22 protein-coding genes are annotated in these 20,716 nt (G+C 67.3%); 8 read left to right on the plus strand and 14 right to left on the minus strand.

The genetic code is table 11. The features are described from left to right. Positions 1-76 precede the first annotated feature (76 nt). The 10 genes from V3B64_RS17450 to V3B64_RS17495 all read right to left on the minus strand — a co-directional run bounded on the left by V3B64_RS17450 (position 77) and on the right by V3B64_RS17495 (position 7,125). Positions 77-526, minus strand: a complete 450-nt coding sequence (locus V3B64_RS17450) for a DUF6491 family protein (protein ID WP_049460626.1) — start codon at positions 524-526, stop codon at positions 77-79. A gap of 204 nt (positions 527-730) precedes the next feature. Continuing rightward, complete coding sequence (gene lolD, locus V3B64_RS17455; RefSeq protein WP_005409083.1) at positions 731-1,444, minus strand: lipoprotein-releasing ABC transporter ATP-binding protein LolD; 714 nt, start codon at positions 1,442-1,444, stop codon at positions 731-733. Next, complete coding sequence (locus tag V3B64_RS17460; protein WP_049460629.1) at positions 1,437-2,678, minus strand: lipoprotein-releasing ABC transporter permease subunit; 1,242 nt, start codon at positions 2,676-2,678, stop codon at positions 1,437-1,439. The genes lolD and V3B64_RS17460 overlap by 8 nt, the downstream gene beginning before the upstream one ends. Positions 2,679-2,701: 23 nt before the next feature. Further along, entirely contained in the window at positions 2,702-3,151 is a 450-nt protein-coding gene (locus V3B64_RS17465; RefSeq protein WP_329914595.1) for a hypothetical protein, read from the minus strand. Then, the gene (locus tag V3B64_RS17470) at positions 3,102-3,350 is read right to left on the minus strand and encodes a succinate dehydrogenase assembly factor 2 (protein WP_005409080.1); all 249 of its coding nucleotides are present in this window, start codon (positions 3,348-3,350) and stop codon (positions 3,102-3,104) included. The genes V3B64_RS17465 and V3B64_RS17470 overlap by 50 nt, the downstream gene beginning before the upstream one ends. Positions 3,351-3,448: 98 nt before the next feature. Further along, the gene (locus V3B64_RS17475) at positions 3,449-4,234 is read right to left on the minus strand and encodes a succinate dehydrogenase iron-sulfur subunit (RefSeq protein WP_005409079.1); all 786 of its coding nucleotides are present in this window, start codon (positions 4,232-4,234) and stop codon (positions 3,449-3,451) included. Positions 4,235-4,300: 66 nt separating this feature from the next. After that, a complete protein-coding gene (gene sdhA, locus V3B64_RS17480) occupies positions 4,301-6,091 on the minus strand; it encodes a succinate dehydrogenase flavoprotein subunit (RefSeq protein WP_134951043.1) in 1,791 nt (596 codons plus the stop codon). A gap of 31 nt (positions 6,092-6,122) precedes the next feature. After that, positions 6,123-6,509: a succinate dehydrogenase, hydrophobic membrane anchor protein gene (gene sdhD / locus V3B64_RS17485; RefSeq protein ID WP_032128865.1), complete on the minus strand. Its 387-nt coding sequence runs from the start codon at positions 6,507-6,509 to the stop codon at positions 6,123-6,125. Then, the gene (gene sdhC / locus V3B64_RS17490) at positions 6,506-6,898 is read right to left on the minus strand and encodes a succinate dehydrogenase, cytochrome b556 subunit (protein ID WP_024958620.1); all 393 of its coding nucleotides are present in this window, start codon (positions 6,896-6,898) and stop codon (positions 6,506-6,508) included. The genes sdhD and sdhC overlap by 4 nt, the downstream gene beginning before the upstream one ends. A 56-nt stretch (positions 6,899-6,954) precedes the next feature. Continuing rightward, complete coding sequence (locus V3B64_RS17495; RefSeq protein WP_005409075.1) at positions 6,955-7,125, minus strand: DUF1674 domain-containing protein; 171 nt, start codon at positions 7,123-7,125, stop codon at positions 6,955-6,957. A gap of 39 nt (positions 7,126-7,164) precedes the next feature. On the opposite strand from V3B64_RS17495, the gene V3B64_RS17500 reads away from it, so the two are divergent. After that, positions 7,165-8,040, plus strand: a complete 876-nt coding sequence (locus V3B64_RS17500; protein ID WP_329914596.1) for a folate-binding protein — start codon at positions 7,165-7,167, stop codon at positions 8,038-8,040. A 143-nt stretch (positions 8,041-8,183) separates the two neighbouring features. Here V3B64_RS17500 and ugpC read toward each other — a convergent pair whose 3' ends face one another. Beyond that, the gene (gene ugpC, locus V3B64_RS17505; protein ID WP_071229277.1) at positions 8,184-9,266 is read right to left on the minus strand and encodes a sn-glycerol-3-phosphate ABC transporter ATP-binding protein UgpC; all 1,083 of its coding nucleotides are present in this window, start codon (positions 9,264-9,266) and stop codon (positions 8,184-8,186) included. Between the two features lie 352 nt (positions 9,267-9,618). On the opposite strand from ugpC, the gene zwf reads away from it, so the two are divergent. The 5 genes from zwf to V3B64_RS17530 all read left to right on the plus strand — a co-directional run bounded on the left by zwf (position 9,619) and on the right by V3B64_RS17530 (position 15,621). Then, the gene (gene zwf, locus V3B64_RS17510) at positions 9,619-11,055 is read left to right on the plus strand and encodes a glucose-6-phosphate dehydrogenase (protein WP_049400949.1); all 1,437 of its coding nucleotides are present in this window, start codon (positions 9,619-9,621) and stop codon (positions 11,053-11,055) included. Continuing rightward, entirely contained in the window at positions 11,052-12,059 is a 1,008-nt protein-coding gene (glk, locus tag V3B64_RS17515; RefSeq protein WP_049400948.1) for a glucokinase, read from the plus strand. Before zwf ends, glk begins: the two co-directional genes overlap by 4 nt. Beyond that, positions 12,056-12,781 (plus strand): 6-phosphogluconolactonase, encoded by a 726-nt coding sequence (pgl, locus tag V3B64_RS17520; protein WP_049423528.1) that lies wholly within the window; start codon positions 12,056-12,058, stop codon positions 12,779-12,781. The genes glk and pgl overlap by 4 nt, the downstream gene beginning before the upstream one ends. A gap of 58 nt (positions 12,782-12,839) precedes the next feature. Then, positions 12,840-14,756, plus strand: a complete 1,917-nt coding sequence (gene edd, locus V3B64_RS17525; RefSeq protein WP_329914597.1) for a phosphogluconate dehydratase — start codon at positions 12,840-12,842, stop codon at positions 14,754-14,756. A gap of 205 nt (positions 14,757-14,961) precedes the next feature. Further along, complete coding sequence (locus V3B64_RS17530) at positions 14,962-15,621, plus strand: bifunctional 4-hydroxy-2-oxoglutarate aldolase/2-dehydro-3-deoxy-phosphogluconate aldolase (RefSeq protein ID WP_004153124.1); 660 nt, start codon at positions 14,962-14,964, stop codon at positions 15,619-15,621. A gap of 330 nt (positions 15,622-15,951) precedes the next feature. On the opposite strand, the gene V3B64_RS17535 is transcribed toward V3B64_RS17530, so the two are convergent. From V3B64_RS17535 to ispG, 3 genes are all read right to left on the minus strand, one after another. Continuing rightward, positions 15,952-16,599, minus strand: coding sequence for a response regulator (locus tag V3B64_RS17535; RefSeq protein WP_004153112.1), 648 nt, complete (start codon positions 16,597-16,599; stop codon positions 15,952-15,954). Between the two features lie 201 nt (positions 16,600-16,800). Beyond that, the gene (locus tag V3B64_RS17540; protein ID WP_329914598.1) at positions 16,801-17,553 is read right to left on the minus strand and encodes a phosphatase PAP2 family protein; all 753 of its coding nucleotides are present in this window, start codon (positions 17,551-17,553) and stop codon (positions 16,801-16,803) included. Then, positions 17,534-18,799, minus strand: a complete 1,266-nt coding sequence (ispG, locus tag V3B64_RS17545) for a flavodoxin-dependent (E)-4-hydroxy-3-methylbut-2-enyl-diphosphate synthase (protein ID WP_032128857.1) — start codon at positions 18,797-18,799, stop codon at positions 17,534-17,536. The genes V3B64_RS17540 and ispG overlap by 20 nt, the downstream gene beginning before the upstream one ends. Before the next feature lie 114 nt (positions 18,800-18,913). Here ispG and V3B64_RS17550 point away from each other — a divergent pair, with 114 nt between their 5' ends. Further along, complete coding sequence (locus V3B64_RS17550; protein ID WP_329914599.1) at positions 18,914-20,140, plus strand: ATP-binding protein; 1,227 nt, start codon at positions 18,914-18,916, stop codon at positions 20,138-20,140. Beyond that, positions 20,137-20,706, plus strand: coding sequence for a response regulator transcription factor (locus V3B64_RS17555; protein WP_012510702.1), 570 nt, complete (start codon positions 20,137-20,139; stop codon positions 20,704-20,706). The genes V3B64_RS17550 and V3B64_RS17555 overlap by 4 nt, the downstream gene beginning before the upstream one ends. The last annotated feature ends 10 nt before the right edge of the window (positions 20,707-20,716 follow it).

The following is a 20,716-nucleotide window of genomic DNA, read 5'->3' on the forward strand; positions in this document are numbered from 1 at the left end:
CCCCCGCGGGGCGGCCGCCCGGCCCCCCCCCCCCCCGCCCCGGCGCCCCCCCCCCCCCCCCCCCCCCACTACCACGCTATTTCGTGCTTTCCTCGCGCTCCTGCACCTGCGCCTGGCGCAGCTCCTGCTCGGAGGCGCGCAGCGCCTTCACGTCCAGCTTGCGGATGCTGTCGATGAAGCACGGCATGCGCGGGCCACCGGCAGGGTCGCGCACCAGCACCTTGTCGAAGCGCGCCGAAACACGGTTCATCTGGCTGGTCAGGCCGATGGCGGTGGCATACGGCAGGTCCTGGCAGGGACCCCTCAATTCCAGCAGATAGGCCTCGCTGGGACGCGTCCACACCGCCAACGCGCTGTCACCCAGTTCGGTCCAGCCGTTGAGGCTGCCGAAGAACTGCATGTCGTTCTGCGGCGCGCCGGCATGGGCACGGTACAGGTCAAGTTTCTCGGCAGAGCTGAGCCGGCCGGTGGTCGCGCAGGCGGCCAGCGCCAGGCAGAGTCCGGCCATCAGGATCGGGGTCTTCATGGCGATCTCCTCGGGGAACTGTCGCCATCATGCGCCTGCGCAGACAACGCCGACGCGAAAGCCAGTACCCCATTCAGCAGCCGGTCGGCGGTCGTTCCAAGCAGGCCCAAGGCTCCGGATTCCGGTAGTCGCCAACCTTGGTTGGTGCTTGCCCTGCAAGAGCAGCCGACCAAGGTCGGCTTCCACCAAAGCGGGCCCAGCGCCTCAGACGTCGGCGTGGGCCAGCGCGTGCAGGCGCCCCTCGCGCAGCTCCAGCACCCGGTCCAGGCGCCGTGCCAGGCTGCGGTCGTGGGTCACCAGCACCAGGCTGGTATGCCGCGCACGATTCAGTTCCAGCATCAGCTCGAACACCGTTGCAGCCGTGCGGTCATCCAGGTTGCCGGTCGGCTCGTCGCCGAGCACGCAGGCCGGATGGTTGACCAGCGCACGCGCCACGGCCGCACGCTGGCGTTCGCCACCGGACAGTTCGCCGGGCTTGTGGTCCAGGCGATGGCCAAGGCCGACCGCTTCCAGCAGCGTGGTGGCCCGGCTGCTCGCCTCGGCCACTGCAGTACCGGCCAGCAGCACCGGCATCATCACGTTTTCCAGCGCGGTGAACTCAGGCAGCAGGTGGTGGAACTGGTAGACGAAGCCCAGCGCCTGGTTGCGCAGCAGGCCGCGCGCGGTATCGGACAGCGCTGACATGCGCTGGCCGGTCACATAGACCTCGCCGGCGGTCGGAATGTCCAGGCCACCCAGCAGGTGCAGCAGCGTGCTCTTGCCGGCGCCGGAGGCACCGATGATCGCGACCGTTTCGCCGGCGGTCACGGTCAGGTCCAGGCCATCGAACACCGGGGTCTGCATGCGCCCTTCGGCGTAGGTCTTGCCCAGTGCTTCGGCGCGGATCACTTCATCGCCGCGGTTGAAGACCTTATTCATAACGCAGGGCCTCCGCCGGCTGGGTGCGTGCTGCCCGCCAGGCGGGATACAGGGTGGCCAGGAAGCTCATCAGCAGCGCGACCACGGTGATCGCCACCACGTCGCCGGTCTGCATGTCGGTCGGCAGGCCGGTGATGTAGTACACATCCTCCGGCATCAGCTTGACGTTGAACACGCTCTCGATGGCACCGAGGATGCGCTCCAGGTTGAGTGTGAGGGTGATGCCACCGATCAGGCCGGCCAGCGTGCCGAAGATGCCGATCAGCGAACCCTGCACCATGAATACCTGCATCACCCCGCCCGGGGTCAGGCCGAGCGTGCGCAGGATGGCGATGTCGGCCTGCTTGTCAGTGACCAGCATCACCTGCGAGGACACCAGGTTGAACGCGCCCATGGCGATGATCAGCGACAGCAGGATGCCCATCACCACCTTCTCCATGCGCAGCGAGTGGTAGAGGTTGGCGTTCTGCTGGGTCCAGTCACTCACGCGGTACGCACCACCGAGGTTCTGCGCCAGGTCCACACCCACTTCCAGCGATCGGTCCATGTCGTGCAGTTTCAGCCGCACGCCGGTGGCACCGTCGCTGCGCAGCACGCGCTCCAGGTCCTGCATGTTGGCGAAGCCGACGCCGCGGTCGACCTCGTTGTAGCCGGCCTCGAAGATGCCGCTGACGGTGAAGCGTTTCATCCGTGGCACCGCACCGGCAGGCGTGCCCTGCACTTCGGCGAAGGTCACCAGCACCTGGTCGCCGACATCAACGCCCAGCCAGATCGCCAGTTCCTTGCCCAGAAGCAGGTTGAAGCTGCCCGGCGTGAGGCTGCCATAGCTGCCCTTGGTGACCTTCTTGTCGATCACCGATACCTTCGGCTCCAGCGCCGGATCGATGCCCTGGATGATCGCGCCCTGCACGCGCGGGCCGCTGATCATCGACTGGATCTCGATGTACGGCGCAGCACCGGCCACGCGCGGGTCCTTGCTGGCCACGTCGACTACGCGCATCCAGTCCGGCATCGGCTCGCCGTCGCGGCTGATGGTGGTGTGCGCGGTCATCTGCAGCAGGCGGCTGCGGATTTCCTTCTGGAAACCGCTCATCACGGCCAAGGTGGTGATCAGCACCGTGACGCCGAGCGCGATGCCCAGGATCGATGCCATCGAGATGAAGGAGATGAAGCCGTTGCGGCGCTTGGCGCGCAGGTAGCGCAGGCCAATGGCCACGGGAATGGGTTTGAACATGCAGGCACGCCGGTCAATTCAGCTTATGGTGCCATCGACCGGGGCCTACGGGAAACGCCACGTGCGGCCACGGCCAGTCGCAGTTCACGTCGCTGCCCGGAATCGAGCACATCCGGCCAGAACAGCAGGCGCCGGCGGCGCCGATCCTCACGCCAGAGCAACAACAGCCATGGGCCACGCACGACCAGCTGTGGTGCATCGACGTCCTGCCCAGCCACCTGCAGCGGCTCGGGCGGCATCGGCAGAAGCACCTGCACGCGTGGCCTGCGCTGGCGCCAGGCCAGTTCGGCCAACCCGATGACCCAGGCCAGCACCACCGCGGGCATCAGCAACCGTGAAGGCAGATCCGATGCGCGCAGCAGCCAGGGTGCGGCCAGCAGCACCGCCAGTTGGGCGGCGGCCTGCAGCCGCGAGGGGCGCCACTCAAGGCTTGAGGGCGAGGATCTTCTGCATGAGGGGGATCGCGTGCGCATGCGGGCAGGCCTCGTAGCCCATGAACCAGCGCCACAACTTATCGTCCTCGCAGTCGAGCAGGAAGAGGAAAACCTCGCGCTCTTCGGTCGGCGCAGTGCTCCACTCGTGGTCCAGGTAACGGCCGAACAGCTGATCCAGCTCACGCATGCCGCGGCGGCAGCGCCAGCGCAGCTTCTTCAGCAGAACGTCTTCTTCCATCATGTTTCTCCAGATACAGCAAAGCCACGCATGGCGTGGCTCTACTGGGGTGGCACAGCCACGCGTGGCGTGGCTCTACCGGGTACAGCCAGGCCTGATCAGGCGCGGCGTTCCATCATCAGCTTCTTGATCTCGGCGATCGCCAGCGCCGGGTTCAGGCCCTTCGGGCAGGTCCGGGCGCAGTTCATGATGGTGTGGCAGCGGTACAGCTTGAACGGATCTTCCAGATCGTCCAGGCGTGCACCGGTGTCCTCATCGCGCGAGTCGATGATCCAGCGGTAGGCCTGCAGCAGGATCGCCGGGCCCAGGTAACGCTCGCCGTTCCACCAGTAGCTCGGGCAGCTGGTCGAGCAGCAGGCGCACAGGATGCACTCGTACAGGCCGTCCAGCTTCTTGCGGTCTTCCGGCGACTGCAGGCGCTCACGATCCGGCGGTGCCGGAGTCTGGGTGCGGATCCACGGCTTGATCGAGGCGTACTGCGCGTAGAAGTGGGTCAGGTCCGGAACCAGATCCTTGACCACGTTCATGTGCGGCAGCGGGTAGATCGGCACTTCCTTCTTGCCGCAGTCCGAGATGGCTCGGGTGCAGGCCAGGGTGTTGGTGCCGTCGATGTTCATCGCGCACGAACCACAGATACCTTCGCGGCAGGAGCGGCGGAAGGTCAGGGTCGGGTCGATCTCGTTCTTGATCTTGATCAGGGCGTCCAGGACCATCGGGCCACAGGCGTCCAGATCGACTTCATAGGTATCGGTGCGCGGGTTGCTGTCGTCGTCCGGACTCCAGCGGTAGATCTTGAAGGTGCGCACGTTCTTGCCGCCGTTCTTGACGGGGAAGTGCTTGCCCTTCGTGATCTTGGAATTCTTGGGGAGTGAAAACTCGGCCATGGCTGCTCTCGTTGGCTCAGGCGGCCCGCGCCCGTGGGCGCGGATTGCATGGTAGGCGGGGTCGGATCAGTACACGCGCGGCTTCGGCGGCACCACGGACACGTCGTCGGTCAACGTGTACATGTGCACCGGACGGTAGTCGAAGCTGCACTTGCCCTTCTCGTCGACGCTGACCAGGGTGTGCTTCTGCCAGTTGACGTCGTCGCGGTCCGGATAGTCCTCGTGCGCATGCGCGCCGCGGCTTTCCTTGCGCTGTTCGGCCGAGTTGATCGTCGCCACCGCGTTGAGCAGCAGGTTGTTCAGCTCGTAGGTCTCGATCAGGTCCGAGTTCCAGACCAGCGAACGGTCGGAGACCTTCACGTCCTGGAACGAGTCGAAGATCTTGTCCATCTTCTCGCAGCCTTCCTTCAGCGTCTGGCTGGTGCGGAAGACCGCCGCGTCGGCCTGCATGGTGCGCTGCATGCGATCGCGGATGACCGAGGTCGGGGTATCGCCGTTGGCGTGGCGCAGCTTGTCCAGCAGGCCCAGCGCCTTGTCGCAGGCATCGGCCGGCAGCGGCTTGTGCGACGCGCCCGGCTTGATGGTCTCGGCGCAGCGGTTGGCCACTGCACGACCGAACACCACCAGGTCCAGCAGCGAGTTCGAGCCGAGGCGGTTGGCACCGTGCACCGACACGCAGGCGGCTTCGCCGATCGCGTACAGGCCCGGGATCACCGCATCGGGGTTGTCGCCATCCTTGCGCACCACTTCGCCGTGGTAATTGGTCGGAATGCCGCCCATGTTGTAGTGCACGGTCGGGATCACCGGGATCGGCTGCTTGTGCACGTCGACGCCGGCGAAGATGCGGGCGCTCTCGGCAATGCCCGGCAGCTTCTCGTCGATCACGCCCGGGCCAAGGTGGGTCAGGTCGAGCAGGATGTGGTCCTTGTGCTCGCCGACGCCGCGGCCTTCGCGGATCTCGATGGTCATCGAACGGCTGACCACGTCGCGCGAGGCCAGATCCTTGTAGTGCGGTGCGTAACGCTCCATGAAGCGCTCGCCGCTGCTGTTGCGCAGGATGCCGCCTTCACCGCGGACACCCTCGGTGATCAGGCAGCCGGCGCCGTAGATGCCGGTCGGGTGGAACTGCACGAACTCCATGTCCTGCATGGCGATGCCGGCACGCATGGCCAGGCCGCCACCGTCGCCGGTGCAGGTGTGCGCCGAAGTGGCGCTGAAGTAGGCACGGCCGTAGCCGCCGGTGGCCAGTACCACGCCCTGGGCGCGGAACAGGTGCAGGGTGCCGTCGGACATGTCCAGAGCCAGCACGCCGCGGCAGGCACCTTCGTCGTCGAAGATCAGGTCGAGCGCGAAGTACTCGATCATGAAGCGCGCATCGTGCTTCAGCGACTGCTGGTACAGGGTGTGCAGCATCGCGTGGCCGGTACGGTCGGCCGCCGCGCAGGTACGCTGCGCCGCCGGGCCTTCGCCGTACTTGGTGGTCATGCCACCGAACGGACGCTGGTAGATCTTGCCTTCGGCGGTGCGCGAGAACGGCACGCCGTAGTGTTCGAGCTCGATGATGGCCGGGATGGCCTCACGGCACATGTACTCGATGGCGTCCTGGTCGCCCAGCCAGTCCGAACCCTTGATGGTGTCGAAGAAGTGGTAACGCCAGTCGTCCTCGCCCATGTTGGCGAGTGCGGCCGAGATACCGCCCTGGGCGGCAACGGTGTGCGAACGGGTCGGGAAGACCTTGGTCAGGCACACGGTCTGCAGGCCCTTGGCGGCCAGGCCGAACGTGGCGCGCAGGCCGGCGCCGCCGGCGCCCACCACGACCATGTCGTACTTGTGTTCGGTGATCTTGTAAGCGGACATCTAATCTGGATTCCTGTGTAGGTGCCTGGGCTCAGGCAACGCCGAGGGCGATGCGGCCCACCGCAAACACACTGACGATCATGCCGAGCACGGCGACGAACTTCACCGCGGTCTGCAGCACCAGGGCCAGCAGCGATTCGTGGATGTAGTCTTCCAGCACGACCTGCATGCCGAGCTGCGCGTGCCAGAACATGGCGATCAGCAGGCCGATCAGCGGCACGGCGTTCCACGGCTTGGCCACGGCGGCGGCGGCGGTCGCGTAGTCCGAGCCCAGCAGGCCCAGCACGAAGACCAGGAACCAGATGCCCAGCGCCACCAGGGCGGCGGCGGTCAGGCGCTGGTGCACGAAGTGCTCGGTGCCGGTCTTGGCCGAACCGAGGCCGCGCACGCTCTTCAACGGGGTACGGAACTTGCTCACGCGGCACCTCCGAACATCACATAGGCCCACACCAGCAGGGTGATCACCAGGCTGCCGATGACCGACAGCCAGCTGCTGCGGATGAAGGCGGGGATGCTGAAGCCGATGGCGAAGTCCTGCACCACATGGCGGATGCCATTGCACAGGTGATAGGCGAACGACCATGTCCACGCGAACAGGAACACGCGGCCATACCAGGCCCCGGCGTGGCCGGTGAAGCAGTTCCAGGACTCGGGCCCCATCATCAGGGCCAGCAGGCCGGCGGCGATGATGAGGGCACCAACAGACAGAAAGACGCCAGTGGCTCGATGCAGGATCGAGGTGGCCATCTGAATCTGCCAGCGATACACCTGAAGGTGCGGGGAAAGTGGGCGTTGTCTGGTCGCCATTCGCTGGGCTCGTTGTCTCGGCTGGGCGGCACACGGCCGCGTTGGCTCAATGCTGATCAGAAATCGATGCAGCGTCCGTTTTTCTCCCAATCGCCGTACCGCACCGGATCAAGTCCGCCGCGGCCGCCGAATTCCTCTGCTTTTTCCTGTTCCACGGGCACGGGTGCCGCGGGGACCAGCGGGGCTTCAGATTCGTCGTCGGGAGTGGGGGTTGTTTGGCCTATCATGTTCGGTCTCGCAACGCACAAATTTTAGACCTCGTTCACGTGCCTGACAACCTGCCCCCTGCTTTCGTCGGATATCCGCGCCTGCCCGGCCACCAGCTGCTGAGCCTGCAAGGCCCGGATGCGGCTGTCTTTGCCCACGCCCAGTTCAGCAGCGATGTCACTGCCCTGCCCCTGCTGCACTGGCAGTGGAGCGCCTGGCTGAGCGCCAAGGGCCGCACCCTGGCGGTGTTCCAGCTGCTTCGGCTGGCCGAAGACCATGTGATGCTGGTGCTGGCCGACGGTGATGCCGATGCGATTGCGTCGCAACTGCAGCGCTTCGTGTTCCGCCGCAAGGTGAAGGTGCAGGTGCGCAGCGATCTGGCCGTGGCCGGTGCGTTCACTGCGCCCGAAGCCGCCAGCGGCGCTGCGATTGCGCAGACCGCAGGTGACGGCTGGGAGCTGGACCTGGGCAGCGACGCCCTGCCGCGGACCCTGCGCATTGGCAGCGCCGATGCCTTCGCCGCCGAAAGTGAAGCCGATGAGGCCGCTTTCGCACTGGCCTGGCGCCAGGCCGACCTGCGCTACGGCCTGCCCCGGCTGCAAGAAAGCCAGCGCGAAGTGTGGACCCCGCAGCAGCTGGGGTTGGACCGCCTGAACGGTTACAGCGTGAAGAAGGGCTGCTATCCCGGCCAGGAAATCGTCGCCCGCACCCACTTCCTCGGCAAAGCCAAGCGCGCGGTGCAGCTGCTGCATACCGCGGCACCGGCGCAGGCCGGCGATGGCGTGCAGCAGGATGGCGCAGCGCTGGGCACGATTGCCTGCGTGGCCGGCGACCTGGCACTGGCGGTGCTGCCACTGGAAGCCAGCGACGCTGATCTGCAGGTGGGTGATGCGATCGCGCAGCGCATGCCGTTGCTGGATGGCCTGGCGCGCTGAGCCCGGTGGATGAAGGAATGGTAGTGGCGGGGGGGGGGGGGGGGGCCCCCCGGGGGGGAGATGTGGGGGCGCCGGGCGCGCGCCCCCACCGACACGCAACCTTTCGGTGTGCCCGGGGCCCCCCCCCCCCCCGGCACTACCCGTTACAGCCGCTCGCCGGATTCCGGGTTGAAGAAGTGCAGGCCCTGCGGGTGGATCGCCACGCGGATCTGCTCGCCCACCGCCGGCAGCGACTGCGGCGCCACGCGCATGGTCAGCGCGTGCTGGCCACTGCTCAGGTTGACGAAGATCTCGTTGCCGACCGGTTCGATGCCTTCAATGCGTGCGGCAAATGCATGCGCATCATCGGCACTGGCCGGCTGCAGGTGTTCCGGGCGCACGCCCACCGCGATCGGCTTCTGCAGCCACGCCGGATCGATCGTGGCCTGGCCCAGCGGTGCCCGCCATTCGCCGTCGACCACGGTCACGCCACCGGCATCGCCCTGCAGTGTGCCACGCAGCACGTTCATCGCCGGGCTGCCGAGGAAACCGGCCACGAACAGATTGGCCGGGCGGTCGTACAGCGCCATCGGCGTATCGATCTGCTGGATGATGCCGTCCTTCAGCACCACGATGCGCTGGCCCAGGGTCATTGCTTCGACCTGGTCGTGCGTCACGTAGATCATGGTGGTGCCCAGCTTGCGATGCAGCTGCGCGATCTCGGTACGCACGCTGTGGCGCAGCTTGGCGTCGAGGTTGGACAGCGGCTCGTCCAGCAGGAACACCGCCGGCTCGCGCACCAGTGCACGGCCCAGCGCAACACGCTGGCGCTGGCCACCGGACATCGCCTTGGGCAGCTTGTCCATCATCTCGGTCAGGCCCAGGGTCTGCGCTGCTTCGGCGATGCGCTTGTCGATGGTCGCCTTGTCATGCCCGCGCAGCTTCAGGCCGAAGGCCAGGTTCTCGGCCACGGTCATGTGCGGGTACAGCGCGTAGCTCTGGAACACCATGGCGATGTCGCGGTCCTTCGGCGCCACGTCGTTGACCACGCGATCACCGATGGTCAGCGTGCCGCCGCTGATCTCCTCCAGGCCAGCCACCATCCGCAGCAGGGTCGACTTGCCACAGCCGGACGGACCGACCAGCACCATCAGCTCGCCATCGGCGACCTCGAAGCTGGCGTCCTTCACCGCGACCTGGCCGTTGTCATAGACCTTGCGCACACCCTGCAACTGCACTTTTGCCATATCACCTATCCGGTCCGCCCGAAGCCGGGCTGTCTTTTGGGACTGCCTCGGCCCTCCCGATGGCAGTGATGATTGCGCGCCTGCCGCATGACGGCGAGCACTGCAATCGAATACAGTTGCCCATTCTGCCATGTAAACGTTTTCACGTGGCACTATCCGATGATCGGTGCGCACCGATCTGCGTCGGCGGTTGAACGAAGGTTCCGCCGAGGCAGTGGTTTCGAATGGAACGGTCTTCCAGTACCCCGGAAACCGCCCCCGACGAACCTCGGACAGGCAGTTGCGCGGATGTCCCCCGAACCCAGCCATGAAGCGATTGACAACGATGTCACCCGGATCTGAAACTCGAGCGATGCACGACACCCTCTTCCTGTTCGGTGCCACAGGTGATCTGGCCCAGCGCTACCTGTTCCCTTCGCTGCTTCGCCTGCTTGGCGACGGCCTGCTGCCGGAGGACTTCCGCATCCGTGCGCTGGCCCTGTCCGGGCATGACACCGAAGCCTTCCATGACATCCTGCGGCCGCGCCTGCAGCAGGCCATGCCGATGGCCACGCAGGACGACATCAGCGCCCTGCTGCGCCGCATCGACTATCGTTCGGTGGACCTGCGCGACGTCGACTCGGTTGCCGCCGCGGTCTCCGACCTGGTGCACCGCAAGTGCGTCAGCTACCTGGCCATTCCGCCGGGCCTGTACATCTCCACCTGCGAAGGCCTGGCCAAGGGTGGCGCCCTCGCCGCACCGGCACGTCTGATGCTGGAGAAGCCGATCGGCAGCGACAGCGAGAGCGCCGAGGAAATCATCAGCACCATCGGCCAGTGGATCGACGAGGACCGCGTGTTCCGCCTCGACCACTACCTGGGCAAGGCCGCAGTGCAGAACCTGATCGCGCTGCGCTTCGGCAACACGCTGCTGGAAGCGGTGTGGAACCGCAACTACATCGAATCGGTGCACATCCTTGTGGCCGAGAGCGAAGGCGTGGATGGCCGCGACGCCTACTACGCCCGCTCCGGCGCGCTGCGCGACATGGTGCAGAGCCACATCCTGCAGCTGCTGTGCATGGTGGCGATGGAGCCGCCGGCCTCGCTGGAAGCCGACCGCATCCGCGACGAGAAGGTCAAGGTGCTGCGCGCCCTGCGCCCGCTCGATGCCAAGCACGCCGCGCGTGACAGCATCCGTGGCCGCTACACCGCCGGTACCATCAACGGCCAGCCGGCCCAGGCCTACCAGCCGCCCGAAGGCAGCGACGTGGAGACCTTCGCCGGGGTCACCGCGCATATCGACAACTGGCGCTGGAGCGGCGTGCCGTTCCACCTGGTCACCGGCAAGCGCCTGCCCGAACGCACCACCCGCGTGGTGGTCACGCTGAAGCCGGTCACCCACTGGCTGTTCGAGCGCCCGCAGCGCGCGCAGGCCGCACCGAACCGCCTGGTGTTCCAGCTGCAGCCGCAGGAAAACATCGAACTGGGCCTGATGAGCAGCCTGGCCGGCCCGGAATGGGGCGCGCTGGAGCTGCATCCGCTGGAACTGGAACTGTCGGTGCCGACTGGCCTGCACCGCCGCATCGCCTACGAACGCCTGTTCCTGGATGCCTTCAACGGCAACCACACGCTGTTCGTGCGCGATGACGAAGTGCGCGCCGCCTGGGCGTGGATCGACAGCGTCGCCGACGCCTGGAAGGATGCCAAGCTGCCGCTGGAACCCTACCCCGCCGGCCAGTGGGGCCCGGCCAACGCGGGCGAGTTCCTGCCGCAGGGCGTGGACGCGCCGGACAGCGGAGCGTCGGCATGAGTGCCAGCTCGCAGCCGGTGCTGGTCGCCGACATCGGCGGTACCAACGCCCGCTTCGCCCTGGCCGACACCTCGCAGGACGCACCGCTGCAGAAGGACAGCATCCGCGAGTACGCGGTGGCGGAGTTCCCGTCGCTGGGTGATGCCGCGCGCCACCATCTGGAACAGATCGGCGCCACGGCCAGCCGCGGCGTGTTCGCGGTGGCCGGTCGCGTCGACGGTGACGAAGCGCGCATCACCAACCACCCGTGGGTGATCTCGCGCAGCCGCACCGCCGCCATGCTCGGCTTCAACGAGCTGCACCTGATCAACGACTTCGCCGCACAGGCGATGGCGATTTCGCTGCTGCAGCCCGATGACGTGGTCCAGGTCGGCGGTGCCGCCTGGGTGCCGGGCAAACCCGGCCAGCCGCGCAACTACGCGGTGATCGGGCCGGGTACGGGCCTGGGTGTCGGTGGCCTGATCCTGCGCCACGGCCGCTGCTACCCGCTGGAAACCGAAGGCGGCCATGTCAGCTTCCCGCCGGGAACGCCGGAGGAGATCCGCATCCTGGAGATCCTGTCCGAACAGTTCGGCCGCGTCTCCAACGAGCGCCTGATCTGCGGCCCTGGCCTGGTCAACATCCATCGCGCCGTATGCGAGATGGCCGGCATCGATCCGGGCCAACTGCAGCCGGTGGACGTGACCGCCCGCGCCCTGCATGGTGACCCGCAGGCGATGCGCACCGTCGATGTGTTCTGCGCCGTGTTCGGCGCCATCGCAGGCGACCTGGTGCTGACCCAGGGCGCGTGGGACGGCGTGTTCCTGACCGGCGGGCTGACCCCGAAGATGCTCGATTCGCTGCAGCACTCCGGGTTCCGCCAGCGCTTCGAACACAAGGGCCGCTTCTCCTCGATCATGGCGCGGGTGCCCTCGTTGGCCGTGATGCACCCCCACGCCGGACTACTGGGCGCCGCCGCCTATGCCGCCGACGCCGAACGTGACGCACCTGGAGTTGCCGCATGAGCCCCACCACCTTCCACGACGACCGCATCGAGTTCATCCAGCACGGCGATGCCGATGGCTGGATCGAGGCGGTGGCCGCCGAGATGGCGCAGACCCTCAACCACGACATCAACGAAGTGGGCCGCGCCCGCATCCTGTTGTCTGGCGGCACCACGCCGGCACCGGTGTACCAGGCGCTGGCCGAACTGGACGTGCACTGGGACCGGGTGGAAGTGAGCCTGGCCGATGAGCGCTGGTTGTCGCCGCAGGATCGCGACAGCAATGCCTGGCTGGTGCGCGAGAATCTGCTCAAGCGCGCCGAGGGTGCCCACTTCGATCCGCTGGTGCGGATCGGCAAGCCGCTGCCGGAATGCGTGTACACCGCCAACCTGCAGGCGCAGCACAGCCAGCCGCCGAGCCTGGTGGCACTGGGCATGGGCAACGACGGCCACACCGCCTCGCTGTTCCCCGGCTCGAAGGACCTGGCCCGCGCACTGGAAAGCACCCTGCCCTATGCCGCGCTGGACGCCACCGGCTGCCCGGGTGCCAACCAGTGGCCGCTGCGCATCACCCTGACCCCGCATGGCCTGCGCCAGTGCCGCCAGCGCCTGCTGCTGCTGCGCGGCAAGCAGAAGCTGCAGGTACTGCGCCAGGCGCTGGACAGCAATGACGCCCAGCAGTACCCCATCCTCAATGCGATCAACCTGGACGGCGCGCGCCTGCGCGTCCACTGGGCTGATTGATGTTGGCGGCGGCGCCGTGCCGCCGCTTGCCTCTCGCCACCACGAACGCCGGTAGCCAATGAGCCTCCATCCGCAACTGCAAGCCATCACTGAGCGTGTCATCCGCCGCAGCGCCGCCTCGCGCGCCGCCTACCTGGCCGCGATCGACGCCTCCCTGCGTGAAGGCCCGTTCCGCAGCCGCCTGAGCTGCGGCAACCTCGCCCACGGGTTCGCCGCCTGCGGCGGCACCGACAAGAGCCGCCTGCGCGGCGGCGTGACGCCGAACCTCGGCATCATCACCGCCTACAACGACATGCTGTCGGCGCACCAGCCGTTCGAGACCTATCCCGAGCAGATCCGCGAGATCGCCCGCGAGCTGGGCGCCACCGCACAGGTGGCCGGCGGCGTGCCGGCGATGTGCGACGGCGTCACCCAGGGCCGCGGCGGCATGGAACTGTCACTGTTCTCGCGCGATGTGATCGCGCAGGCCACCGCGATCGGGCTCAGCCACGATATGTTCGACACCACCGTCTACCTCGGTGTGTGCGACAAGATCGTGCCGGGCCTGCTGATCGGTGCGCTGGCCTTCGGCCATCTGCCGGCGGTGTTCGTGCCGGCCGGCCCGATGACCCCGGGCATCCCGAACAAGCAGAAGGCCGAAGTGCGCGAGCGCTATGCTGCCGGCGAAGCCACCCGCGAAGAACTGCTGGAAGCGGAGTCCGCGTCGTACCACGGCGCCGGCACCTGCACCTTCTACGGCACCGCCAACTCCAACCAGGTGCTGCTGGAAGCGATGGGCGTGCAGCTGCCGGGCGCATCGTTCGTCAATCCAGGCACGCCGTTGCGCGACGCCCTGACCCGTGAAGCCACCGAGCGCGCGCTCGACATCACGGCACTCGGCGACGACTTCCGCCCGTTGGGCCGGATCATCGACGAGCGCGCGATCATCAACGCGGTCATTGCGCTGATGGCGACCGGCGGTTCGACCAACCACACCATCCACTGGATCGCGGTGGCGCGTGCGGCCGGCATCGTGCTGACCTGGGACGACTTCGACGAACTGTCGCAGCTGATCCCGCTGCTGGCCCGCGTCTATCCGAACGGCGACGCCGACGTGAACCGCTTTGCAGCTGCCGGTGGCCCGGCCTTCGTGTTCGGCGAACTGATCAAGGCCGGCCTGATGCACGGCGACCTGGTCAGCGTGGCGCGTGGCGGCATGGCCGACTACGCACGCGAACCGCAGCTGCGCGACGGCAAGCTGGTCTACCTGCCGGGCCTGGAACGCAGCGCCGATGACGAAGTGGTGCGTGGCGTCGACAATCCGTTCGAGCACCAGGGTGGCCTGCGCCTGCTGCGCGGCAACCTGGGCAAATCGCTGATCAAGCTGTCGGCGGTGAAGCCGCAGTACCGCACGATCGAAGCACCGGCGGTGGTGGTCGATGCGCCGCAGGTGCTGAACAAGCTGCACGCCGCTGGCATGCTGCCGGAGCATTTCGTGGCGGTGGTGCGTTACCAGGGCCCGCGTGCGAACGGCATGCCGGAACTGCATTCGCTGGCGCCGCTGTTGGGCCTGCTGCAGAACCAGGGCCGGCGCGTAGCGCTGGTCACCGACGGCCGCCTGTCCGGCGCCTCGGGCAAGATCCCGGCGGCGATCCATGTGACACCGGAAGCGGCGCGGGGTGGTCCGCTGGCCAAGGTTCGCGAGGGCGACATGATCCGCCTCGATGGCGAGGCCGGCACGCTGGAAGTGCTGGTGGACGCGGCCGAATGGGCTGCACGTCCGCTGGCGCCGAACACCGCGCCTGCCGCGCATGATCTGGGCCGCAACCTGTTCGCCATCAACCGTCGTGTGGTGGGTCCGGCCGACCAGGGTGCGATTTCGATTTCGTGCGGGCCGGCGGCGGCTGATGGTGGGCCATGGGAGTACGACGCGGAGTATGAGCTGGGGCACGATGCCGCGGCGGCGGCGGCGCCGCATGAGGCGAAAGACGCCTGAAGCGAAAAGCCGCGGCAGGCTTCCCGGCTTGGGCAGTAGAGCGCCCTGGCCGGGACACGCCGTAAACCCATCCATGGGGGCTCGATCGCGGCATCCATGCCGCTCACGGTCCCGGCCAGGGCGCTCTACTGCCCTTGGACAATTCCCGGCGCGTCATTTGCGCTGCGGCCACTGAATCAAGAAGAGCAAAGGCAAGGGCAAAAGCATGGGTATCGAACAACATCAGGTGAAGGCGGCGGAGCTGTTGCGTGCGGCGGGCATCCTGCCGGTGGTGACGATTCATACGCTGGACCAGGCGCGTGCGGTCAGCGCGGCGCTGCTGGAAGGTGGTTTGCCGGCGATCGAGCTGACCCTGCGCACGCCGGTGGCGATGGAAGCGCTGGCGATGCTCAAGCGCGAGCTGCCGGACGTGGTGGTGGGTGCCGGTACGGTGCTGACCGTGGAGCAGATGCAGCAGTCCATCGATGCGGGTGCGGATTTCCTGGTGACCCCGGGTACGCCGCCGGCGCTGGCTGATGCACTGGCCGCTGCGCCGCTGCCGGTGGTGCCGGGTGCGGCAACGCCAACCGAGCTGCTGTCGCTGTATGCGCGCGGCTTCCGCGTGTGCAAGCTGTTCCCGGCCACTGCCGTGGGCGGGCTGGCGATGATCAAGGGCCTGGCCGGCCCGGTTGCCGACCTCAAGCTGTGCCCGACCGGCGGCATCACCGAAAACACCGCCGCCGAGTACCTCGAGCAGAAGAACGTGGTCTGCATCGGCGGTTCGTGGATGGTGCCGGGCAACTGGATCGCCAACGGCGAATGGGACAAGGTGCGCGCCAGCGCCGCCGACGCCGCGAAGATCATCAAGCGCGTGCGCGGCCACTGAGCCCGACAAAGGTGTAGAGCCGCGCCCACGCTCGGCTCCGGCATCATCAAGGGTCAGAGCCCTTTCCCACCGGGAAAGGGATCCGCCCCCGGGCGACGAGCGCGCACAGCGCGCGACCCGCTCCTGCTCTTCCTTCTTCATTCCGCGGTGGACGCGCACGGAACCTGTCCGTGGCCCTGCGGAGGGATTGCGCAGGGGCGTAAGCGCCATGGATGGCGCGCCCGAGCCTCCAGGGATGGATTCACGGCGTCCCCTACGCAATCCCTCCGCAGGGCCAACCCCACGAATCCTGCCGCACACCGCGAGGGGCTCAGCCGTTGGCCGAAACCCTTACAGCGGCCGTGCCGGATCCACCAGCCCGTACTGGCTGGCCATCCGCGCCAACGCGATGTTGTCGTGAATCCCCATCTTCTCGAACAACCGCGCCTTGTGCGTGTTCACCGTCTTCGCGCTCAGGCTCAACCGCCGCGCGATGTCTTCCTGGCGCAGGCCCTGGGTCAGCAGCAGTGCCACTTCCAGCTCGCGCGGGGACAGGCTGTCGAACGGCGAACCGTTGCCTTCCACCGTCGACAGCGCCAGGTTCTGCGCGATGCTGGTGCCCAGGTAACGGCGGCCACCGGCCACGTCACGCACCGCGCGCAACAGCTCCTGCGCATCGCAGCCCTTGCCGATGTAACCGGCGGCGCCAGCCTCGAGCAGCCGCTTCGGCAGCGGGCCATCTTCCAGCACCGACACGATCACCACGCGGGTATTGCGGTGGCTGCGCACGATGCGCTCGGTCACTTCCATGCCGCTCACACCCGGCAGGTGCAGGTCACACAGCACCACATCGGGCAGCAGCTGGCGGACTTCACGCAGCGCGTCTTCGCCGGTCTCGGCTTCGCCCACCACCTCGATGTCGGTTTCCCCCGACAGAATCATCTTCATCCCGGTGCGGACCAGCGCGTGGTCATCCACCAGGTAGACTCGAATCGTCATTCACGTACCTCTTCGAATGCGGCCATTGCAGGTCAAGCTAGGCAGGGTGCCGATACCCCTGCAAGCGCGTTCGGAATGCGACCCCGGCAATCTGCCTTGCGCATCACACTACCGCGCGTTGTGCTTGCCCCCTGTCTTGCAGAACCTGCTGCAACGAAACAACTGATCTATCACGTAGACGTCCCTCAAGGGCCATCCACGTCAATCCCCCTGTGATGATGCTTCGCTGGCCTTCGCTGGCGGCGAGCCGTGACGTCGCCATGGGTGCCGGCGACTGAACATGACCAGATAGCACCCTACCACCCAAACCAGCGCGGCACACCATCCGGCCAGGATATCGGAGGGGTAATGCACCCCCAGGTAGACCCGGGACACGCTGACCAGCAGGCTGAATGCCGGTGCCAGCAGCAGCACCGGCCAGCGCCAGCGGGTGTTCCAGGCCAGCAGTACCAGGGTCACTGCCAGGGTCATCGAGCCCATCGCATGGCCGCTGGGGAAGCTGAACGTCGATTCCGGCGCGATCGATTCCCACAGGCTGGGGCGCTGGCGCTGGAAGAAGTGCTTGCTGCCCATGTTCAGCAGCGCCGAGCCGACGAAGCTGACCGCCACGAAGGTCGCCTCGCGCCAACGCCGGTAGCCCAGCAGCACGCCGATGATCAGCACGTCGGCCGGGATCAGGAACCATTCGTAGCCCAGTCTGGAAATGAGCACGAAGAAGCGGTCCAGCAGCGGCGAATGCAGGCCATGCATCTGCCACAGCAGCGGCGCATCGAAATGGAACGATTCAAACTCGTGCACCTCGTCAGCCAGAGCGACGAAGCCGGCCAGCGGCAGCAGCACGCCACCGAACAACAGGACCAGGCGCCAGGCATTGCGCGCCATCCAGTGGCGGAAGCCGGAGGCGGACTCCGGTGCAGCGAGGAGGATCGCAGGCTTATCCGGCGCTTCGGACATACTTGTGTTCGACGTAATCGTCGATCAGGGCGACGAATTCCTGGGCGATGTTCTCGCCACGCAGGGTCACCTTCTTTTCGCCATCGACGAACACCGGCGCTGCAGGCGTTTCACCCGTGCCGGGCAGCGAGATGCCGATATTGGCATGGCGCGACTCACCCGGTCCGTTGACGATGCAGCCCATCACCGCCAGGGTCATGTTCTCCGCACCCGGGTGGTGGATCTTCCACAGCGGCATCTTCTCGCGCACGTGGTTCTGTACCACCTTGGCCAGCTCCTGGAAGAACTCGGAGGTGGTGCGGCCGCAGCCCGGGCAGGCCGTGACCAGCGGCGTGAAGGCGCGCTGGCCGGTGGTCTGCAGCAGCTCCTGGGCGACGATCACTTCCTGCGTACGCGACTGGCCCGGTTCCGGGGTCAGCGAGATGCGGATGGTGTCACCGATGCCCTCCTGCAGCAGCACGCTCAGCGCCGCGGACGAGGCGACGATGCCCTTGCTGCCAATTCCGGCCTCGGTCAGGCCCAGGTGCAGGGCGAAATCCGAGCGCTGGGCCAGGTCGCGGTACACCGCGATCAGCTCCTGCACGCCACTGACCTTGGCCGACAGCACGATGCGGTCGCGCGGCAGGCCGAGCTCCACCGCCTGCTCTGCCGAATCCAGCGCCGAGCGGATCAGCGCCTCGCGCAGCACGCGGCCGGCGTCCCAGGGCTGCTCACGCAGGTTGTTCTCGTCCATCAGCTTTGCCGCCAGGGCCTGGTCCAGCGAGCCCCAGTTGGCACCGATGCGCACCGGCTTGTTGTAGCGGATCGCGAACTCGATCAGCTGGGCGAACTGCAGGTCCTTCTTCTTGCCGAAGCCGACATTGCCCGGGTTGATGCGGTACTTGGCCAGCGCTTCGGCACAGGCCGGTTCGGCGGTCAGCAGCTGATGGCCGTTGTAATGGAAGTCACCGATCAGCGGCACGTCGATGCCCATCATCGCCAGCTTGTCGACAATGCGCGGGATCGCCGCAGCGGCTTCCACGGTATTGACGGTCAGCCGCACCATTTCCGAACCCGCACGCCACAACTCGGCCACCTGCTTCACGCTGGAGGCCACGTCGGAGGTATCGGTATTGGTCATCGACTGCACCACGACCGGCTTGCCTCCGCCTACGGTGACCCCGCCGATCTGGACGGCATGGGTCTGGCGGCGGGGCCAGGCAGTGGCATCGGAAGGGGGCGTCGGGCGGGTAACGGCGTCGTGCATGGGCGCATTCTACCGCCCGCCTCCGCATTCCGGGTGACTCGCATTCAGCCGGCGGCACGGCTGCGGCCGATTGTCGCAGGCATGTGCACGCGTGAACGCATACGATGAGCGTGAATGACCGGTCCCGACGCCCCGTTTCTCCGAACCCTGTGCAGCCTGCGCTGGCTTGCCGTAGGCGGCCAGGCCGCCACCATCCTGGTTGCCACCTGGGTGCTGGGCCTGCCGTTGCCGCAGCTGCCATTGTGGGCGGGCGTGGCCGTGCTGACCCTGTTCAACATCTACACCCAGCTGCGCCCGGAGGCGGCCGACACCGCGCCACTGACCGCATTCGGCCACATCCTGGTGGACGTGATCATCCTGACCTGGATGGTGGGCTGGAGTGGCGGCATGGCCAACCCGTTCAGTTCGCTGTTCCTGATCCTGATCGCGCTCGCCGCGTTCGCCCTGCCCCTGCGCTGGGCACTGGCGGTGGCGCTGGCCTGCCTGCTCGGCTACGCCGCCAGCGGCATCTTCGGCCAGTCGCTGCCGGATGGCTATTTCCGCGCCCAGGACCTCAACCGCTGGGGCGTGGTCGCCAATTTCCTGATTTCCGCAGCGGTCGTGCTGACCTTTTCCACCCGCCTGGCACTGGCGCTGCGCCAGCGCGAAATGGAACTGTCGGCCCTGCGCGAACGCTTCGCCCGCAACGAGGGCATCGTCGCCCTGGCCACCCATGCCGCCTCGGTGGCGCATGAACTGAACACGCCGCTGGCGACCATGACCCTGCTCGCCGATGACGTCGCCGAGCGCAGCGAAGAGCCCGAAGTACGCGAAGACATGGAAACCCTGCGCGAGCTGCTGGTGCAGTGCCGCGAGCGCGTGCTGGCGCTGGCCGCACCGGCCTCGGCCGATGCACCGGGTCGCAGCCACTCCAGCGCCCAGCAGGTACTGGAACAGTGGCGCCTGGTGCGGCCGACCATCGACCTGCATCGCAATGACGATGCGCCGCTGCGGCTGCCACTCGACCCGGGCGTGGGCCATCTGCTGATGGTCCTGCTCAACAATGCCGCCGATGCCGGCGAGCAGGCCGGCCGGCCGCGCGTGGACCTGGACCTGCGCATCGAAGGCGACGACCTGATCGGCGAAGTCCGCGACTACGGCCACGGCTTCGACGCCCGTGCCGCGGTGCTGCCGGGCAAGCTGTTCGGCAGCAGCAAAAGCGAGGGCATGGGCGTCGGCCTGGCCCTGTCCCATGCCACCATCGAACGCCTCGACGGCGAGATGTGGATGCGCCCGGCCCTGGGGGCCGGCAGCCGTGTCGGCTTCCGCCTGCCGCTGGCCCCACGCGAGGACACCCCATGAGCCTTCATCACTCCACCCTGGGCCTGCTGGTCGACGACGACGAGCTGTACCTGCGTACCCTGCAGCGCAGCCTGGCCCGCAAGGGGCTTGAAACGCAGACCGCACAGGATGCCGCCAGTGCGCTGGCGCTGGCCCGCCAGCATCCGCCGGCGTTCGCGCTGATCGACCTGAAGCTGGGCAGCGATTCCGGCCTGGCACTGATCCAGCCGCTGCGTGCCCTGCGCGCGGACATGCGCATCCTGCTGGTGACCGGCTACGCGAGCATCGCCACCGCCGTGGAGGCGATCAAGCTTGGTGCCGACGACTACCTGCCGAAGCCGGCCACGGTGCCGATGATCCTACGCGCCCTCGGCGAGGAAGACGATGGCCCGGCCGACGATGGCGAAATGGAAGTGCCGGACGCGATGACGCCGATCAGCCGCCTGCAGTGGGAACACATCCAGCAGGCGATGCACGAGACCGGCGGCAACGTGTCCGCGGCAGCGCGCCTGCTCGGCATGCACCGTCGTTCGCTGCAGCGCAAGCTGGCAAAGCGGCCAAGCCCGGAACGCGATCCCAGCCGTTGATTGCCGAACC

The sequence above is a fragment of the Stenotrophomonas sp. SMYL86 genome (assembly GCF_036320025.1).
GTDB lineage: Bacteria > Pseudomonadota > Gammaproteobacteria > Xanthomonadales > Xanthomonadaceae > Stenotrophomonas > Stenotrophomonas maltophilia_A.

Excerpts from the sequence above, each read along its gene's own strand:
- V3B64_RS17450 (WP_049460626.1), bottom strand. The coding sequence starts at position 526 with ATGAAGACCCCGATCCTGATGGCCGGACTCTGCCTGGCGCTGGCCGCC.
- lolD (WP_005409083.1), bottom strand. The coding sequence starts at position 1,444 with ATGAATAAGGTCTTCAACCGCGGCGATGAAGTGATCCGCGCCGAAGCA.
- V3B64_RS17460 (WP_049460629.1), bottom strand. The coding sequence starts at position 2,678 with ATGTTCAAACCCATTCCCGTGGCCATTGGCCTGCGCTACCTGCGCGCC.
- V3B64_RS17465 (WP_329914595.1), bottom strand. The coding sequence starts at position 3,151 with ATGCGCACGCGATCCCCCTCATGCAGAAGATCCTCGCCCTCAAGCCTT.
- V3B64_RS17470 (WP_005409080.1), bottom strand. The coding sequence starts at position 3,350 with ATGGAAGAAGACGTTCTGCTGAAGAAGCTGCGCTGGCGCTGCCGCCGC.
- V3B64_RS17475 (WP_005409079.1), bottom strand. The coding sequence starts at position 4,234 with ATGGCCGAGTTTTCACTCCCCAAGAATTCCAAGATCACGAAGGGCAAG.
- sdhA (WP_134951043.1), bottom strand. The coding sequence starts at position 6,091 with ATGTCCGCTTACAAGATCACCGAACACAAGTACGACATGGTCGTGGTG.
- sdhC (WP_024958620.1), bottom strand. The coding sequence starts at position 6,898 with ATGGCGACCAGACAACGCCCACTTTCCCCGCACCTTCAGGTGTATCGC.
- V3B64_RS17495 (WP_005409075.1), bottom strand. The coding sequence starts at position 7,125 with ATGATAGGCCAAACAACCCCCACTCCCGACGACGAATCTGAAGCCCCG.
- ugpC (WP_071229277.1), bottom strand. The coding sequence starts at position 9,266 with ATGGCAAAAGTGCAGTTGCAGGGTGTGCGCAAGGTCTATGACAACGGC.
- zwf (WP_049400949.1), top strand. The coding sequence starts at position 9,619 with ATGCACGACACCCTCTTCCTGTTCGGTGCCACAGGTGATCTGGCCCAG.
- glk (WP_049400948.1), top strand. The coding sequence starts at position 11,052 with ATGAGTGCCAGCTCGCAGCCGGTGCTGGTCGCCGACATCGGCGGTACC.
- pgl (WP_049423528.1), top strand. The coding sequence starts at position 12,056 with ATGAGCCCCACCACCTTCCACGACGACCGCATCGAGTTCATCCAGCAC.
- edd (WP_329914597.1), top strand. The coding sequence starts at position 12,840 with ATGAGCCTCCATCCGCAACTGCAAGCCATCACTGAGCGTGTCATCCGC.
- V3B64_RS17530 (WP_004153124.1), top strand. The coding sequence starts at position 14,962 with ATGGGTATCGAACAACATCAGGTGAAGGCGGCGGAGCTGTTGCGTGCG.
- V3B64_RS17535 (WP_004153112.1), bottom strand. The coding sequence starts at position 16,599 with ATGACGATTCGAGTCTACCTGGTGGATGACCACGCGCTGGTCCGCACC.
- V3B64_RS17540 (WP_329914598.1), bottom strand. The coding sequence starts at position 17,553 with ATGTCCGAAGCGCCGGATAAGCCTGCGATCCTCCTCGCTGCACCGGAG.
- ispG (WP_032128857.1), bottom strand. The coding sequence starts at position 18,799 with ATGCACGACGCCGTTACCCGCCCGACGCCCCCTTCCGATGCCACTGCC.
- V3B64_RS17550 (WP_329914599.1), top strand. The coding sequence starts at position 18,914 with ATGACCGGTCCCGACGCCCCGTTTCTCCGAACCCTGTGCAGCCTGCGC.
- V3B64_RS17555 (WP_012510702.1), top strand. The coding sequence starts at position 20,137 with ATGAGCCTTCATCACTCCACCCTGGGCCTGCTGGTCGACGACGACGAG.